Here is an 18,209-nt window from a genome sequence, read left to right as displayed (position 1 = left end):
ACATATCTTGATACTGATGAAGCTATAGAACGTATCTAAAATATAAACAATATGATATTTTATTATCCTTTAAGACCTGATCTTGTAACACCCTCAATAATATATTTTCTAAGGAAAAGATATATGATGATGATCGGCATTACCAGAATACATGAAGCAGCCATGATAAGCTGATAATCAGAACCTGCTTCAGACTGGAACTGAGTAAGTCCATTGGACAATACTCTCATGTTAGGATCGTTAGTAACAAGGAGTGGCCACATGAAAGCATTCCAGCTACTGATAAAGTTAAGAATACCGATCGTAACTACTGCCTGCTTGTTCATAGGAAGCATGATCTTCCACATGAACTTCCAATCAGAACATTTATCAACCTTGGCTGCCAGATAGATAGCATCCGGAACCTGCATGAAAAACTGTGTTAAGAGATAAATATAGAATACACTTGCTATCCACGGGATTATAAGAGCGCCATAGGAATCGATTCCCATGATCCTTGTCTCACCGATCTCAAGCTTCATGTTGTAAACAGTAATATAGTTTGTAATTACAAGCATTTCGCCGGGAATCATAAGTGTAGCCATAAGAAGAGAGAAAACAAGCTTCTTGCCCGGAAAGTTAAGTCTTGAAAATGCAAATGCTGAAAGAACTGTAGTAATCAAAACGCCAAGAGTACTACATACAGCAACTATGATCGTATTGACAAAATATCTAAGGAAAGGAGCTCTGCTCCATGCCTCCTGATAGTTGCTCCACTGAGGATCCTTAGGGAAAAATGTTGGCGGTATAGCTGTGATCTCTGATGCTGTCTTAAGTGATGATAAGATCATCCATACAAAAGGCATCACAGTAATGATCGCGCCAAGTATAAGAATTGTAAATTTCAATATATCCAAAATAATATTGGACACTCTAGTTGATTTCATGATACCCCTCCGTATCGAGTATGTGTTTCAGTGCCGGGCTTAGCGGCTCATAAGTTTGCGAACCAGTTTCTGAACCATTGTAAATGCCAGAATGATAAAGAAAAGAATAACTGCTGCTGCAGCTGCTTCGCCATACTTAAAGCTCTGATAGAATTTCTGCCAGATATAGTAAACGACTGTTATAGCACTGTTAGCTGGACCTGCCTTGCCGCCGTACAGTGAATATACTTCGTTATATACCTTGAATGCACCGATGATTCCCATGATATAGGAATAAACGATCATAGGAGCGATTCCCGGAACTGTGATGCGAAGAAATACTCTCCATCTAGGAGTTGAGTCAACCTTGGCTGCATCATATATTTCCTTAGGAATAGTCTGAAGACCTGCAAGAAATACCATGATGTTAAATGCCATACTCTTCCATACTGCAAAGATGATAAGTGCAGGAAGAGCATATTTAGGCTTATTGAGCCATTCAATGGGTTCAAAGCCAAAGAAACCAATGATGCTGTTTAAAAGACCATATCTACTGTTGTAGATCCAGCTCCATACAATACCGATAGCAATAACACTGGTAACGTATGGAAGGAAATAAATGGTCTGAAAAAGACCTTTAGTTTTTTTGGTGCCATTGATCATGGCTGCAATTAAAAGTGAAAGAACTATAGAACAGGGCACAACTACAACTGAATAGATAGTTGTATTGGTAAGAGCCTTGTGGAATGTCTTATCAGAAAGTACTTTCTGATAGTTCTCAAGACCATAACCTGTAAAAGTATTGTGGATCATATCATAATCCAGCATGATACTCATGCTGAACGCCCTGACAAGTGGATACAGTGTGAACACTGTAATTATAATTAAAGCCGGCAACAGATAAAGCCAACCCTTCATGCTTTTCTTTTCCATAAACGATCTCCTAATTCGGATAAAAATATTAATCAGAACTTACCGATAACTTTGTCATCTGATCCAAATAATAAGATTGATGATTCTCTTACTGAGAATTCAACTGTATCGCCTGTGGTTATGGACTGACCGGAATGAGTGATAGCACGAACATCTCTTCCTGCCATGTCCAGGTGGAGCAGAAGGTCTCTGCCGATCATACGTACTGAATTAACTTTGTATTTGTGATCATCTTCTCTGTGTGTAAATGACTCAGGACGGATACCAGCCTTATATGTACCGTTCTTAACATCAACACCAGTTCTTAATACAACATCGCCGCATTTAATAGTGCCGCCAAGAACTTCAACATCAATGATATTGATCTCAGGAGTTCCAAGGAATGTAGCAACAAAGCGATTGCAAGGATTAAGATACATGCTCTGTGGAACATCAAACTGCTGAACTACACCGGATTTCATAACTGCGATCTGATCTGAGATACTCATAGCCTCTTCCTGATCGTGTGTTACGAAGATAGTTGTAATACCAACTTCCTGCTGAATTCTTCTGATCTCTTCTCTTGTCTCAACACGAAGCTTAGCATCAAGGTTTGATAAAGGCTCATCAAGAAGAAGAACCTTAGGCTTCTTAACAAGAGCTCTTGCGATAGCAACACGCTGCTGCTGACCACCTGAAAGCTCGCTTGGTTTACGCTTAAGCAGAGTATCAATCTGAACAAGCTTAGCCATTTCATATGCCTGCTGGCGTGCCGCATCCTTCCTAACCTTACGGTTGATCAAAGGGAACATAATATTATCTTCTACTGTCATATGCGGGTATAAGGCGTAATTCTGGAATACAAGACCTATTCCACGATCTTCAGGAGCAACCCTGGTTACTTCCTTATCGCCAAAGAAAATTCTACCTGTTGTAGCCTCTGTGAGACCAGCCAACATAAAAAGAGTTGTAGACTTTCCGCATCCGGATGGTCCGAGAAGTCCAACAAGCTGTCCATCTTCTACCATCAGATTCATATTGTCTACAGCTTTAAAATCGCCATAAGCCTTAGTAAGGTTCTCTATTCTGATATTCATTAAGTGTATCTCTCCTGCTATTGTTATTGAAATATATTCAGAGCTATTTATTATTATATTAATGGACACCGAAATTCAATATCTAGTGTCCATTTTCAGCACATTTTACAATAAAAGAGCACTTTTTTTTACAATATAATAAATGCTTTTTCGTATTATCACGTTAACGCTTCTACGCGCAGCAGTAGGGCATGAAGCAGGCATTTCGTCATACATTTTTGCCTGTTCATCAGTATTTTATCAAGCTTTTCCGATATATATTATAGTACAAATTAAGAAAAGAATGAAAAGCTATTCTTTTCGATCGCTAATCATGTATAATATACAGCGTATGAGTTTGTATGAGGGAGTATTATTATGTTTGCAGCATTTGTAATTAAGTTTATCATATTTGGATTTTGCGGATGGCTCTGGGAATCTGTCTTATATACCATTTTATCAGGTAAGCCCGATAACAGAGGTTTCCTCTACGGTCCCATCTGCCCTATTTACGGATTTGGAGCCAATATAGCAGCCGCTTTATTCGGATCACTGGTTGGTAATCCTTTTAAGCTGTTCTTCGTATGTATGATAAGTTCAGCAGCACTTGAATACATCACTTCATTTGTTTTAGAGAAGTTCTTCGGTGCAAGATGGTGGGATTATTCAACTATACCGCTCAACATACACGGAAGAATCTGTCTGTCCTGCTCGATCGCATTCGGACTTGCAGGTGTGATCCTCCTTCCGGGAGCCATTATTCCAATCATTGAACATGTTGATGCTATTCCTACTGAAACAGCTTCTGTCATAGCTATAATCCTTGCAGGTTTCCTTGGTGGAGATACATTCCTTTCGATCAACAACATAATCGACCTTAATAAACTTATGGAAGATATAGAGCATGAAGCAGTTGAAAGAAAAAATGCTGCAGGCAAGTTCATTGAAGAGCACGGCGGCAATGCAATAAAAGATGCCGTTATGAAAAGAGTACCCAAGCTTTCACGTAAACAGACTTATCTTATCAAGAATATTTACAGCTTCACATCTGAGAACAAGGAAAAGATAATCAGACTTCTTAAAATCTCAGTAGGATACCCTCTTGAACCGATAAGCTCTAATACTACTGAAAAGAGTGATAATTAACCACATACCTGTCACAGATACAATACTTAGAAACTTGTAGTTAAAAGATCATTTATCACATTCAAAGATAAAACTCCGAAACGTCAACATACGCTTCGGAGTTTTTATTTATGAATACAGATTACATCTTACGATCATTTGCACTGAGCTACTACGCCAAGTATATTTCCAGCACAGAACTGAACATCGCCAAGACTTATCCTGCCTTCGTTAACACCGCTTATGATATCATCTACGTTCTGCTTACATCCAGGCATCTGTACATCGTTACCAGCTTCGATACAAGCCGGGCTTGATGCGCAGTCATATTTAACATTCTCAGGTGCAAGACCTATAGAACGAGCGTCCTGACTTGAGAACCAGTCTGTCATTACAAAGCCCTTGAATCCCCATTCATCGCGAAGTGCGCCCTGAAGAAGGTCTTTGTTGTTGGCAGAATGTATACCATTTATAAGGTTATAAGATGTCATAACAGAAAGAGGCTGTGATGTCTTAACTGCAATCTCGAAGCCGCGGAGATAGATCTCACGCATTGTACGCTCAGAAACATGAGCATTGTTGTACATACGGTTATCTTCCTGTGAGTTAGCTGCAAAGTGCTTGATGGTTGTTCCTTGTCCTTCAAAGCTCTGGACACCCTTAGTATCTGCTGCTGCGCATGAACCTGAAACAAGCGGATCTTCTGAATAATACTCAAAGTTACGGCCGCAAAGAGGGTTTCTGTGAATGTTCATACCAGGAGCAAGCCACAGATGAATGTGGAACTGCTGCATTTCTTTACCAACCAGATGACCCATTTTCTCAATAAGGTCCATATCCCATGACTGAGCAAGAGTTGAAGCGATCGGAATAGCTGTACAATACTGGTAATAGTCTATAGCATCTTCAGGTGTATCTTCAGGGAAAGGATTTACTGACATACCGAATACTTCGCCGCCGGGAAGGATCTTGCCATCTTTAGCCACTTTAAAGTGAGGCTGGAGTCTGAGTCCTGCAGGGCCATCAGCATTGATAGTAGGAATGATCTTTCTATCCGGAATTCCAACAGTTTCTCCTGCTGCACCAACAACTGATCCTGAAGCTGAACCTACTACGTTACTTGCACTCTTGTCATAAAGTCCTACGCAAAGCTGTGCCATCTCCTCAAGAGAAAGCTGTGCAACTAGCTCTTCAAGAGTAGCTCTACCTTCGTGTACGTCGTCCATTGTAAGCTTCTCACCAGAACGCTTATCTTCAAGAACAGGTCTATTCTCCTGATACTCTATCTTCTCAGTTACGAATAAAGCACTGCTAAGTTCTATATGCTTAAGGCCACTTGCATCTTCTTTTTCCCTCTTAGGAGCATGTATCTCGTCAACGGCTTCATCAAGACCAAAGAGATTCTTGCACTGAACTGTTACCACATCGTTATCAAGTGAAAGAACTGCTGCAGCTGTTACGTTGTCAGAGCTGTTACCTGCTCTTACGATATATTCACCCTTTTCAAGAACATATGCAGCTCTTGTTATGTCATAGGAGGCCATGCTTACTGTATCAAATGAAACTGTAACAGTTTCTTTCTGGCCGGGCTCAAGAAGAGAAGTCTTAGCAAATCCTCTAAGCTCCTTAAATGGCTTTTCGATAGCACCTTCCGGAGCTGTTACATATACCTGGATTACTTCACGTCCGGCATATTCGGAGCCTGTATTTGTAACTTCTACAGATACATTTACCTTCTTCTCATCAGCAGTTACATCTTTAACTTCGTAGGCAAATTCAGTGTATCCTTTACCATATCCAAAAGAGTATGCAGGCTTTATACCAAAAGTATCAAAATATCTATAACCTACATATATACCTTCTGTATAATATTCATCATCAACATTGCCATTATTGTGGCTGAATGTTTCTGATGATGGATAATCACTGTAATTTTCAGCCCATGTATCAGTAAGCTTACCTGAAGGAACAGACTTACCTGTAAGAACATCAGCAACGATATTACCGCCGATGTTACCCATCTGGCCTACTATCATAACTGCGTTTATTCCCTCTGTATTTCTGAGAGGCTTAGTATCGATCACTGCGCCTGTATTAAGAAGGACGATTGTCTTTTTATAGTTTTCTGCAAGGAACTTAATATTGGCAATCTCTGCATCATCAAGCTCGTAGTCCTTTTTAACATTGAATCTGTCAGCACCTTCACCTGAATTTCGGCTGATAACATATATAGCAACGTCTGTATCCTTAACATCTGTTATAAGATTCTCATCAGGACTTACGAATGGTGTGGAGAACATGATCATGATAGGCGGAACATGCTTCTCCTGCGCCTTTTTGTTAACATCATCCATGTACTTACTTTCAGCATCTGAAAGTATCTTGTCATATTCATCAAGCCAGTCTTCTGACACAACATCAAAGCCTTCAGCCTTAAGACCTTCATAGATATTGATAACTTCTCTTGAGTTAACATCTCCTGATCCTGTACCACCCTTAACTGTGTGTCTTGCACCGCTTCCGTATAATGCAACTGTTCTTTCCTCTTTCTTAAGAGGAAGTGTTCCATCATTTTCAAGAACGACCATGCATTCTCCGGCAAGTGATCTTACAAGTTCCTGATTCTCCTTCTCTAAAGCTGTAACTTCATCAGAAGTAAGCGCGTATAATTTCCCCATATTACAGTAACCTCCTGCGTTTCAAACAATTTCTCTGTTTTTATAACGGAACACGTGTCCCGTTTTGATAAAAAGATTATCGCACACAAAATGAAAGATTGTAAAGGGGGAATTGAAAATTCCTAGAATTTTCAATTCCTAGAATTTTCAATTTCCAGAATTTTTAAAAAATCCCCCACAAATTTTACAAATTTTACAATTCACATGGAATATATAAAAAAGCCAAGCGCTTATCTCACGGACTATTGAAATAATCCATAAGTTGCGCTTGGCTTTAATTTCTTTTCATTCTTTTTGTTTAAAGATCTGTATCAAAACTTTTAATCAGCTGATCAGGAGCTTTTCATCATGAGCGCTGTGCTCATCATTCTGCAAATGCATATAATACTCTTCAAGTTCACGCCTGCATCCTACAAATACACTCAGCATATTAGGATCAAACTGACTTCCCATACCTTCGATCATGATCCTTGCAGCTTCCTCATATTTGATAGCTTTCTTGTAGTACCTCTGGCTGACAAGTGCATCATATACATCGGCAATAGCCATGAGTCTTGCTTCAAGTGGGATCATCTCACCTACAAGTCCCTCAGGATATCCTCTTCCATCCCATCTTTCGTGATGATATCTGGCTACATTGTAAGCAACATCTACGAAATGTTTTTCCTCAACTCCTTTTAAAATGAGGTTAACGAACTCGCCACTCTTGATGGAATGAGTCTTCATGATATTGAACTCTTCTCTTGTCAGATCTCCGGGCTTACATAAAATCGAGTTTTCAATAGTGATCTTTCCGATGTCATGCATAGGTGCAGCTCTGACAACATCTTCTGCAAATTGCTCTGAAATATGATATGTGCCCTGTTTCTTGGCTTCATTAACAACTATCTTGATAAGGTCACTGGTTCTTTTAACGTGACCACCTGTATTGTTGTCTCGGTTCTCCACCATGTTGGCAAGACCAAGAACAACCTTTTCCTGAATACTCTTGATATTCTCAGTCTTCTGGTCAACTTCCTTATTGAGTGTATTGTTATAGTCCTTCATGACCTGAAGAACCTTCTCTTCTTCAGTAACGTCTCCTATATCAAAAAGATACCCCTGGATCTTACCATCTTTTCTTATGGAAAATTCGGAGATCTCACACTGGCAGATCTTGCCGCCGCAGTTGAACTTTTTGATATTCCTTATATCTCTTCTGTAATCATCTATCAGACTGTAAAAGATCGATCTAAGCTCGCTTTCTTCAGGAAGCTTGTCATCAACTATCTGTTTTTTCAGTTCTGGAAGAAAATCATAGATCTTGTTGTTGCAGCTAAGAAAGTTTTTATCAAGGTCAAAAGCGGCATAACCCTTGGTTCCATGATACTTCTGCTGTTCAGATATAAGACATGCTATGTCATGGGTATGCGCATGGTCATAATTAAATGCTATCAAAATATCTGCAGTTGCATAAAGGGCCGGAAGATTGGAAAAATCAACATCAAGGACCGCTTCAACTATATAAATAGCAATTCCAAGTCCCGTCAAAAGTGAAAAAAGTGCAAGGGTTCTTCTTGAGTATGTACCTTTTTTGACAACTGCAACGATCATGAGCGCCAGCATAATTCCAAGCATGAACAAAAGATAGATCCAGTGAATGATCTTTAAAGGACCGTTGACCATTTTGGTCGCTGTACCCATTCCAGTGTCGATCAGGGTAATGTTCTTATAATACAGATCATTGTTTAAGCAAAGCCATATGCCAAACAAGTGAAGAAAAGCCGTTCCATAAGCCAGTATCTTCATCCATGATTTTACTGTCAGACCAACAAATCGCATTATATTGAATATAACAACTGTCAAAAGAACTGTACTATCAAGGTACAAAAAGCAGAAGCATATTTTTGCCCCTTCAACAGTTGTAACCCTCGTCTTAAGCCAGTATCCAAGTATTACGACAGGAACCAGTATCACAAGAGTCCAATAGTAAATATCAATATTCTCATAATTTTTCTGCGCCATAAAAATAACTACAAGCGCGGAAATGATAAGAAGTATACCATAAAAGGACGTAATCATTTACCAGTCTATCTCACTTTCTCTAACGCTATATTTCCCAATAGGACTTCGATCAACTATTTCCTGATCTATTTCAAAATAGTAGTCATTGCCATTGTCGTATGTATCAGAAATATTCAGCTCTGAACCCATAGCTTTAAGCATTCCTTCCACAAGATCTATACTGATCTCATTTTCTTTTTCCTTAGGAACACCATTATCAGCTTCCATATATTTGCGATAAAACTTGATTCTTTCATCAGGTCTGTTCTTTGGCTCGATCTCCTTGACAGAAATGAGAAGGTGAACCTTATCTTTATCAACAACCTTACCAAAAACACCAAGGCGTAATCCACCAGTCTTATTACGGCTGATAAGATACATGATCAGTGTAATAAGAATCTGCTTAAGTCTGACAGAATCTCCATTCATTTTATCCGGAATCGTGTCTGTGATATCTGTCTGGTACTCCACCCCTTTATATTTCATTCTTGGCCAGATAAGTTCATATATTTCATCAAGAAACGCACTTAAAGAGTATTCCTCTGGTGAAAGTTCAAGCTTTCCTACTTCCAGATTGGAATAGTCGATCACGCTGTCAACTTCAGCCATAAGTACTTTGCCGGAACTGATGACTGACTTGGCAAAAGAAGTGATATCGTCATCATTGCTGCGTTCAACTATCAGATTGGTCAATTTGAGCATAACAGTAATAGGAGTCTTGATCTCCTTTGAAATGTTTGCAAGAAAAGCACTCTTAACCCTGCTCTCTGATTCTGCTCTTTCAACCTTCCTTAAGATCTTATCGATCTCTTTCTTTTCCTCACTGATCTGTTCAGCAGTAAAAAGAACCTTTTCAACAGGTCTTCCGGAACCAGCATCCATATTGATAAATCTGATCCTGCTCCAGCCAAAATTTTTACTGATATATTCAATAGATATACTATTCCTGTTTTTCATCCTCTCGGGGAGAGTTGTAAGATCACCAAATTCAAGCAAAGGTTCAAGATATGACTCTGCTGCATCAAACTTATACAGATTCTTGAACTGTTCATTGGCTCCAAGGTTCTTGGGTCTGTCCTTATCCATACCTTCCGGATAGCTGACAGGAATAATAGTATCCTCCAAAAGATCTACTATATAAATAATGGTATACAGGCCTGACATACTGGAAAGACCTGACTTACGAAGTTCGAGTTCTCTCTCAGCCTTTTTGTAGACATATAATGCCGTAATGTACATACCAAGGGTAAAAAATCCCCATACAAGAAGCAGACCTATTATCAAAAATACAGGGCCTTCGTAATAATTTCTGTGGAAATAGTAATAGAAAGTGTAATCAGAAAGATCTACGCTCTTATCGTAATATAAGATAAAGCCAACTACGGTTTCATCTCCCGGTTTAACAGGGACTTCACGCATGTTTTCTTCAGGATAATAGATTATGTAGTCGCCTTCTTCAAGAGGGATCAACAGATCTGACTCATCAAAAAAATGTTCAAGCTCTATCTCGTCTTCAGCATAATTGGCGAGGTTAAGAGTCTGTATTTTCTCTTTATCTGTTCCTACGTGCTGATGAACTTCAACATCTCCGTTCCAGAACTGGTTAAGATAGCATGGCCCTTTGATATTGATCCTAAGCTTCCAGTCACTTATAGCGCTGGTAGATCCGTTAAAAATGCGGGCATCAGATATGATTCCATATAGATCCATCCCTCTCTTGATCCAGCTTGATGTATTATTGCCTCTGAAGTGGATGTCCATAGAGGTCTGGTCAGACATTTCATCGGTCATTTTTGAATCCTTGCTGCTGAATGTATGCAAGGTTGAATTATAAGTAGAAATGCTGATGTATTGGACTATAGTACACAATACCAATAGTGCAAAAATTATTATTAAAGCTGTATGTATCCTCTTTTTGAATCCGGAACTCATGGCACCCCTCTATGTCATAAAGTCTTATACCTACAACAAGCTCTCCGTACACTGCGGAGAGCTTACCATAGTAATACATCATAATAATAATTGATAATTTGTTATCAAACAAGGAGTTATCAATATTTCGTGTTATTTCGTTATTGAGCAAAAGGTATCCACCGCAAATTTTTCCCAAAATCCGCATCTTTCGCCATTTTACGCACAAAAAAACAAGTGATGTTTTTCACACATCAAATCGTATGTAATGGGAAAACTTTTCGAATTTTTGCTAATAACATGATACAAAGAATGTGGACGTTTCATAGAAACGGAACAATTCAGACGTCATGCGGTGGATAAAAGTTTTGAAATTATATACTTATTGTATGGTTTGCTTTTTATTAATATAGCATACTTTACCTGCATATGCTTAAAAAATAACAAAACAGCTCTGACCATTTTGGGTTTAGGCCAGAGCTGCTTTATCTTTACTATAAGTTACAATCTGAACTGCTTTATAAGTCCTTCAATCCTGTCAGAAGACTCGGATACTGCAACAGCACTTCCATCAACTCCTCTGGAGTTTTCTGCAACCTGTTCAGCACTAGATGCAAGTGTTGTAGCTGTAGCACTTACTTCCTCCGTGCTGGCTGACTGTTCCTCAGAAATAGCTGCCATGGAAGTTGCGATCTCATCAACATTGCCGACTTTGGCGATCATTTCGCTTACAATATCACTGGTCTCATCAAGACTTCTGAATATCTCTTCAAAGGTTTCACCTGCTGTATTAACAGCTTCAAGGTTTGCACTGATCTCTTCCATATTGGCCTGGGACTTTTCTGAAAGATCATGGATCTGTGCTGTTATATCCTTAATGATCTCGGCGATCTGAGTTGTTGAATCTGCACTGTTATTTGCAAGCTGTCCAATCTCTGAAGCAACAACAGCAAATCCTTTACCGGCTTCTCCTGCTCTTGCAGCTTCAATTGATGCATTGAGAGAAAGAAGATTAGTTTCTGATGCAATAGAATTGATCATCTCAATAATAGAATTGATCTTATTAGCAGATTCTCCTACCACAACTACTACTTCGTTCATTTCTTCCATTGATGATGAGATATTGGACATTCCTTTTTGAACTATTTCCATATCTCTTTGACCATCTCTAGCCTTGGTAACCAGACTACTCATAGTCTCTTTGGTCTGATTACTCTTATCAGTTAGGTTACTAACTTCCTGTGCCAGTGTAGTAGCCTGTTCTGCAAGCTCTGTAACAGCATTGGCCATATCATTCATAGCTTCCTGGATCTGCTGCATTGCCTTGTTCTGTTCATCAGCCTGGGCATTCAGATCACTGGATGCATTCTTACTGTTATTGGCCTCTGTTGCAAGCTTTCCTGTAACTCCCTTAAGCTCTGCAAGGGTATCACGCATCTGGTTAACATAGTCGAACATGTTGTTGTTCATAAGGCCGATCTCGTTAACATTGTCTCCGCCTTTTTGGATATCAACAGTAAAGTCTCCATCTGCGATCCTTGTAATATTGTTAGTAAGTGAGCTTACTGGCTTAGTGATCATTCTTGTGATGATATTGAGCATGATGATAGCCATAATAAGGATCATTACAGCTGCCATAATAATACTTATCATGATGAATCTATTAAGTGATGCCAGAACCTCAGATACTTTTACAAAAGAAACAAGGTACCAGTTTGTTCCTTCTACCTGGTCAAATGCAACATAGTAGTCATATCCATCTGTTCCATGAATTGTTATGATCTCATCCGTTCCACCGGAACTTGTAATGCTTGCCACCTGCTGGATAAATCCATCATCAGGATAATCTGAAACATCTTTTCCTATCTGGTCCTCCGCCGGTGAAGCTACCATAGTAGTACCAGAGAACATCATTGTTGCACCTGTGCCAAGAGGTTTAAATGCACTGGTTGTCTTAGAAATATTATTGAGTACAATGTCTGCTGCAATAACACCGCTCCTACCATCTTTAAGTGTTATCTTTCTTGAGATAGATGCAACCATTTCCTTACTGTTAGCATCTATTGAAGGCTCATTAACAGTCATTGTGCTGTAGTTAAGGCCTTCTATATACCATGGTCTTTGTGTAGGATCGTAATCATCTTCAGGCACCCATCCCGAAGCATCTATATAGTCTTTATTGGATAATCCAATATAAAATCCAAGCTCAGTCTCAGAAAACTGTGACATACTAAAGCCATAGATATCCACTATTTCCTGATCGTTTTTAAAATCTGTAGATTCAATAGTTTGTGCAAGGCCTTCAAAATATGATGTGATCTTTTGGACCTCTCCACTGGTTTCAGCAGCATTAGCCCTTGCTTCCTCCGCCAAAGCTTTCGTAGCGAGATCCTGAATGACAGATTTTGCACTGATAGCGATAAATGTAGTTACTATCGCAATAGCCAAGGTCATGATCGGCACGATGACCAGCAAAAGCTGCGCGCTGATATGCTTTCCTTTTTTTGATGTACTACTAGTTTTTTTAGCCATGGGCACCCTCCTTGATAAAAAAAGAAACAAAAACCCAATTACGATATAAGCCTTACACTTATATTTCGGATTTGAGCTTTTGTTTCTTTATATCTCGAAGATAAGCTCTTTCTTATTAACTCGGTAAATATGGCCAAAATTTTATAAATGAGTAGCGATCCTTATAGTTGCTACTCATTTATTATCGTTACTATTTAGTTATTAAGTTCACTCAGCATCTGCGCCACAGTCTTGCCATATACAGGGTGTCTAAGCCATGGTGCGATCTCTGCAAGGGGTCTTAGTACAAAATCGCGTAAATGCATCTCAATATGCGGGATTGTAAGATCCGGAGTATCAAGTACAAGATCATCATATAAAAGGATATCAAGATCAAGTGTTCTTGGGCCCCAGTGGATTATGCGCTCGCGGCCTGCTTCTTTTTCAATCTCATGGAGCTTATCAAGAAGCTCTTCCGGAGTATATAAAGTCCTTATAGTCATAGCGCTATTAAGAAAGTCATCCTGCTCAACGCCGCCATAAGGCTTAGTTACTATATAAGAAGCCACTTTAAGAACTTCAGTGTCAGGAAGCTCTCCTATGCTACGAACAGCATCATCAAGATATTTCCTGGAATCTCCAATGTTACTTCCAAGCGCTATAGCAACCTGGTGCCAGCCTCTGTGAATCTTGACACTTACGGTTTCAAGTGGAAGGCCAATAGGTGCACCTGGCTTTTCAATTTCTATATCTATCTCCTGAACAAGGGGATTTTGTATGAGGAGGTGCCTTGAAAGTTCTTCTGCCGCCCTTTCTATAAGCTTATAGGTATTAGCTGTCAGAAATTCTGTGATCTGATGACATACTGTGCCATAGTTTACCGACAGGTCAAGGTCATCAGAAAGCCCGGCTTTCCTTGTGTCTACATAAAGCGTTGCATTAACCACGAACTTCTGTCCAAGCTTATTTTCTTCCGGATATACTCCGTGATTAGCAAAAACTTCAAGTCCCTTTATACTTATCTTATCAAATACACTTTTGCTCATTGAGAATTGCCCTCGTCATTTCTATTGCGCGTTTATTTTCTTTAATATTATGGACTCTGACCATAGATGCGCCCTTCATAACGCCCATTACTGTTGTTACTAAAGTTCCTTCTACTCTCTGATCTGAAGGAAGGTCAAGAGAAAGACCTATCATGGATTTGTTGGATGTTGCAAGAAGTACAGGATATCCAAGCCCTATCAGCTCTTCAAGTCTGTTTGTAAGGATTAGGTTCTGCTCAAGGTTCTTGGCAAATCCAATTCCGGGATCAAGGATGATCTTATCTTTGCTTACGCCTGCTCTTAAAGCTATATCAACTGAGTCCTGTAAATCTTTGATGACATCTTCTATATAATTAGTATAATCTGTATCAGGTCTGTTGTGCATTAGGCAGCATGGAACGTCGTAACTTGCAGTCAGTTGCGCGATTTTTGTAACTATGCTGCTTCCGCCTGCATTGACTGAGCCACTTATTTCATTACTAAGATCATCTTTAGAAAAAGAATCTTTAGTAAGTCCATCTCCATAGAACTTCTCATATCTAAAGCCCCATACGTCATTAACAAGGTCTGCTCCGGCTTTCAAAGCCTCTTCTATTACATCAGCCTTGTAACTGTCGATGGAGACAGGGATATCAAATTCCTTTTTGATCATCTCTATGAAAGGTACAACTCTGTCAATTTCTTCCTTAATTGATATCTGCTCATGTCCGGGTCTTGTAGATTCTCCACCAACATCAATGATATCAGCGCCTTCTTCTATCATCTGAGCCACATGTGCTCTTGCGCTATCCAAATTGTTCCACTTACCTCCGTCAAAAAAGGAGTCCGGTGTAACATTGAGGATACCCATTATATAGCATTTATATTCTGAGGCAGCGCCGCCTCTTAAATCAAATTCTCTATTACCGATCTTCATGTCGATTCCTCCATTAGAATTGCCTAAGTTGTCGCGTATTCCTGAGGATGGCAGCATATAAATGATTTTCTTGTCATGAAAATCATTTATATGCTGCCATCCTCAGGAATATTCAAAGTTTTAGTTTATTTTATTTATGCAAAATTTCAGTTATATATTTATTTCAAGATTACGTTTATCCATACTCCAGTTGCATTCATCTTGAGCTTTACACATGAAGCACTGGCGTGACGCCTTGTCTGCTATATAGATTATTTCTGAAAGCGTCATTTTATCAGATAGTTTACCTGACCCTCTATGAGACATGATAGCCACAATTATAAGATCAATCTCATCATCATTAAATCCGCATTCAGGTAGTATACAACGTGAAATATCTGCACTTGCCTTATCATGAGGAGTTCCATTTTCGTATTGCTCATCTCTTCCTATATCATGTAGAAGCGCTGTAGCATATATGATTTCTCTTGATATCCCAAGCCCCTTCTCCAGATTCATAATATAAGCAATCCTTGCAACATCCATAAAATGCTCAAAGGTATGCCGGCAAAAGATCCTGTCTGCTTCTAGTTTTTGCAGATTTCCAAAATGTTTTTTATAAAGAGGATGTTCAAATATCTTCTGGCATCTGGGAAGCGTATCTATTTCAGCTTTTCTGATCATATTTATCCCTATTTGCTGATCTGATTCTTTAAGAAATGTATTCTGATCTAAATCTTCAAATCATCTGATTCACTATCTTAAGATAATTTGAATCAATATCTTCCGCCTGCTTTTATCTACCTATCATGCGATAAAAAGTATCCTGGAGATCTTTATTATTTTCAAAATCTCCTCTTGTCACAACAGTGACTGTCTTAGTTCCAGGCTTACGAATTCCACGCATGGTCATGCACATGTGCTCTGCTTCTACAAGGACCATGACTCCCTTTGGATGAAGCTCTTTGACAAAAGCATCTGCTATCTGGGCGGTAAGTCTTTCCTGAACCTGAAAACGCTTTGCAAAGCAGTCTACTGTGCGGGCAATCTTACTAAGACCAACAACCTCTCCATCAGGAATGTAAGCAACTGTCGCTGTTCCATAAAACGGAAGCATGTGATGCTCGCAGAATGAGTAAAGAGGAATATCCTTCTCTACTACCATATCTGAGGTCTCCACATGGAAGCGCTTGGCAAGGTGCTCGGCAGGGTCTTCTGAATAGCCTGCTGCCAGCTCATGATACATTCTTGCGATTCTGTCGGGAGTTTCTAAAAGTCCCTCTCTGTTTATATCTTCACCTATACCCTCGAGTATAAGTCGTACGCCTTCTTTAATCTTATTATCGTCCAAAACAGCCTCCAAATCCTATAGATTCTTATATTTCCAAATCTATATCAATTAAATCCATTATTATTAATATAGTAATCATCCAACAAAACTCTCATATCTGATCAGTATCAAATCTCTTTCAAGATAAGCTTCCTGACTTCGCCAATATAATACAGTGATCCAAAAGCACATATAACATCGTCTTCCAGAGCATTATGAAGCGCCGCATCAAGTGCTTCTTCTACACTTTCATGAGAAACTGCATCTGCTCCAAGCTCTTTGAAAGTATCTGCAAGGTCCCCCGCAGAAAGCGCCCTGCTGTTAGGCGGCGTGATGGTATGGAATATCTTTCCAATAGGAGCTATCTGTGCCATCATGCTCTTATAATCTTTATCTGCAAGAACACCTGCTATAAACACGATCTTCTTATCTGGGAAAAGGCGCTTAAGACTTGAAACAAGTACCTTTATTCCGTCAGGATTATGTGCTCCGTCTACGATAACCTTTGGGTTATCCTGTAAAAGTTCAAATCTGCCTTCCCAACAAGTATTACTTAAACCTTCTTTAATAGCTCTATCTGTTATCTGATCAAATCCTTTACTTTGCAGGATAAGTGCAGCAGTTATAGCAAGTGAAGCATTTTTTATCTGATATTCTCCAAGTAATCTAATATGATATGATTCACTCACCTTATTACCGGAATTAGAAAAAGTGTCACTAAAGGTATCTGACTTATTATCAGAATCTATCTCATTTCCAACATAAGGGCTATCGTTATATAAAATCCGATTACCAGAAGCCTTACTGTTATCAAGTTCAAATATAAAATCCTGCCCCGTAAGGTCATACTTTACAGCCTTGTCATCCTTCGGCTTACCTGATACGTATAACCTGCAGCCTCTTTCATCTGCGACCTTCTTGAACACTTCCATAACTTCCGGCGCCTGGTCGTATACAACAACGTCGCCGCCTTCTTTCATGATCCCGGCTTTCTCTCCTGCTATCTCAGGAAGGGTGTTGCCAAGGTACTGCATGTGATCAAAGCTTATAGACGCGATGACTGCTACTTCCGGCACCTTTATAACATTAGTTGAGTCCATCCTTCCGCCAAGGCCGACTTCAAGTACTACAAAGTCGCACTTTTCATGCTCATAGTATAAAAAGGCAATGGCATTGACCTGCTCAAATTCTGTAGGAACAGACAGTCCGTCCTCTGCCATGCTGTCAGCAGCATCTTTGACCTTCTGGGTAAGCTGCGCCAGAACTTCCTTGTCTATTTCTTTGCCGTCAACCTGTATTCTTTTTGTAAATCTGTCAAGAGATGGGGAAATGTAGATACCGGTTTTATACCCTGCTGCCATCAGGATATTAGATATAAAGGCAACTGTAGAGCCTTTTCCATTAGTTCCGGCAACATGGACATACCGTAGCTTGTCCTGAGGATCACCAAGGCGCCTCATAAGCTCTTTCATCCTGTCAAGGCCTAAGTCTATGCCGAACTTCTCGATTGATTCAATGTAACTTAGAGCTTCATCATAGTTCATCATATGCAATAAAAAAACCTCCTTATGCTGCTCGTCCTTTGGCTACATAAAAAGGTATATTGCTAATCCTGTGGTATGTAGCAGCGGGATGCGACTTCAAAACCGCAAGACATGTCTTTTCGTCCAAGTGACAACTCCCTGTTCACCTGGCACTTAACGCTTTGAAATCTACTCTGCATTTATTATTATTTGACCAAATGGTCTTTGGCTTCTTCGCCACTAATACTACTATT

General features: G+C 39.5%; 13 protein-coding genes and 1 riboswitch. Of the genes, 1 reads left to right on the top strand and 12 read right to left on the bottom strand.

All coding sequences use genetic code 11. From position 1 onward, the window contains the following. Positions 1 to 62 precede the first annotated feature (62 nt). Genes WAA20_RS04905 through WAA20_RS04895 form a run of 3 tightly spaced genes read right to left on the bottom strand, consistent with a single transcriptional unit; the run spans position 63 to position 2,914 of the window. Positions 63 to 926 (bottom strand): carbohydrate ABC transporter permease, encoded by an 864-nt coding sequence (locus WAA20_RS04905; protein ID WP_073387332.1) that lies wholly within the window; start codon positions 924 to 926, stop codon positions 63 to 65. Between the two features lie 39 nt (positions 927 to 965). Then, entirely contained in the window at positions 966 to 1,838 is an 873-nt protein-coding gene (locus tag WAA20_RS04900) for a carbohydrate ABC transporter permease (RefSeq protein WP_073387333.1), read from the bottom strand. A gap of 32 nt (positions 1,839 to 1,870) precedes the next feature. Next, entirely contained in the window at positions 1,871 to 2,914 is a 1,044-nt protein-coding gene (locus WAA20_RS04895; protein WP_073387335.1) for an ABC transporter ATP-binding protein, read from the bottom strand. Positions 2,915 to 3,271: 357 nt separating this feature from the next. On the opposite strand from WAA20_RS04895, the gene WAA20_RS04890 reads away from it, so the two are divergent. Then, the gene (locus WAA20_RS04890; RefSeq protein WP_073387336.1) at positions 3,272 to 4,039 is read left to right on the top strand and encodes a putative ABC transporter permease; all 768 of its coding nucleotides are present in this window, start codon (positions 3,272 to 3,274) and stop codon (positions 4,037 to 4,039) included. Positions 4,040 to 4,173: 134 nt separating this feature from the next. Here WAA20_RS04890 and WAA20_RS04885 read toward each other — a convergent pair whose 3' ends face one another. The 9 genes from WAA20_RS04885 to WAA20_RS04845 all read right to left on the bottom strand — a co-directional run bounded on the left by WAA20_RS04885 (position 4,174) and on the right by WAA20_RS04845 (position 17,979). After that, entirely contained in the window at positions 4,174 to 6,696 is a 2,523-nt protein-coding gene (locus WAA20_RS04885; RefSeq protein ID WP_073387338.1) for a glycoside hydrolase family 3 C-terminal domain-containing protein, read from the bottom strand. Between the two features lie 324 nt (positions 6,697 to 7,020). Further along, positions 7,021 to 8,757 (bottom strand): HD domain-containing phosphohydrolase, encoded by a 1,737-nt coding sequence (locus WAA20_RS04880; protein WP_073387339.1) that lies wholly within the window; start codon positions 8,755 to 8,757, stop codon positions 7,021 to 7,023. Beyond that, entirely contained in the window at positions 8,758 to 10,530 is a 1,773-nt protein-coding gene (locus WAA20_RS04875) for a HAMP domain-containing sensor histidine kinase (RefSeq protein WP_073387341.1), read from the bottom strand. A gap of 621 nt (positions 10,531 to 11,151) precedes the next feature. Beyond that, complete coding sequence (locus WAA20_RS04870) at positions 11,152 to 13,182, bottom strand: methyl-accepting chemotaxis protein (protein WP_073387342.1); 2,031 nt, start codon at positions 13,180 to 13,182, stop codon at positions 11,152 to 11,154. 194 nt (positions 13,183 to 13,376) lie between these two features. Further along, on the bottom strand, positions 13,377 to 14,207 hold the full coding sequence (folK, locus tag WAA20_RS04865) for a 2-amino-4-hydroxy-6-hydroxymethyldihydropteridine diphosphokinase (protein WP_073387344.1): 831 nt from the start codon (positions 14,205 to 14,207) through the stop codon (positions 13,377 to 13,379). Next, complete coding sequence (locus WAA20_RS04860; RefSeq protein WP_073387345.1) at positions 14,188 to 15,123, bottom strand: dihydropteroate synthase family protein; 936 nt, start codon at positions 15,121 to 15,123, stop codon at positions 14,188 to 14,190. Before WAA20_RS04860 ends, folK begins: the two co-directional genes overlap by 20 nt. 150 nt (positions 15,124 to 15,273) lie before the next feature. Beyond that, on the bottom strand, positions 15,274 to 15,786 hold the full coding sequence (locus WAA20_RS04855; protein ID WP_073387347.1) for an HD domain-containing protein: 513 nt from the start codon (positions 15,784 to 15,786) through the stop codon (positions 15,274 to 15,276). Positions 15,787 to 15,898: 112 nt separating this feature from the next. Then, positions 15,899 to 16,453, bottom strand: coding sequence for a GTP cyclohydrolase I FolE (folE, locus tag WAA20_RS04850; RefSeq protein WP_073387348.1), 555 nt, complete (start codon positions 16,451 to 16,453; stop codon positions 15,899 to 15,901). Between the two features lie 107 nt (positions 16,454 to 16,560). After that, a complete protein-coding gene (locus WAA20_RS04845) occupies positions 16,561 to 17,979 on the bottom strand; it encodes a folylpolyglutamate synthase/dihydrofolate synthase family protein (protein ID WP_073387350.1) in 1,419 nt (472 codons plus the stop codon). Positions 17,980 to 18,055: 76 nt separating this feature from the next. After that, positions 18,056 to 18,154, bottom strand: a riboswitch (THF riboswitch). Between the last annotated feature and the right edge of the window lie 55 nt (positions 18,155 to 18,209).

Source organism: Butyrivibrio fibrisolvens, from assembly GCF_037113525.1.
In the GTDB taxonomy this organism is placed as follows: Bacteria; Bacillota; Clostridia; order Lachnospirales; family Lachnospiraceae; genus Butyrivibrio; species Butyrivibrio fibrisolvens.
This window is presented reverse-complemented; position numbering and strand designations above follow the sequence as displayed.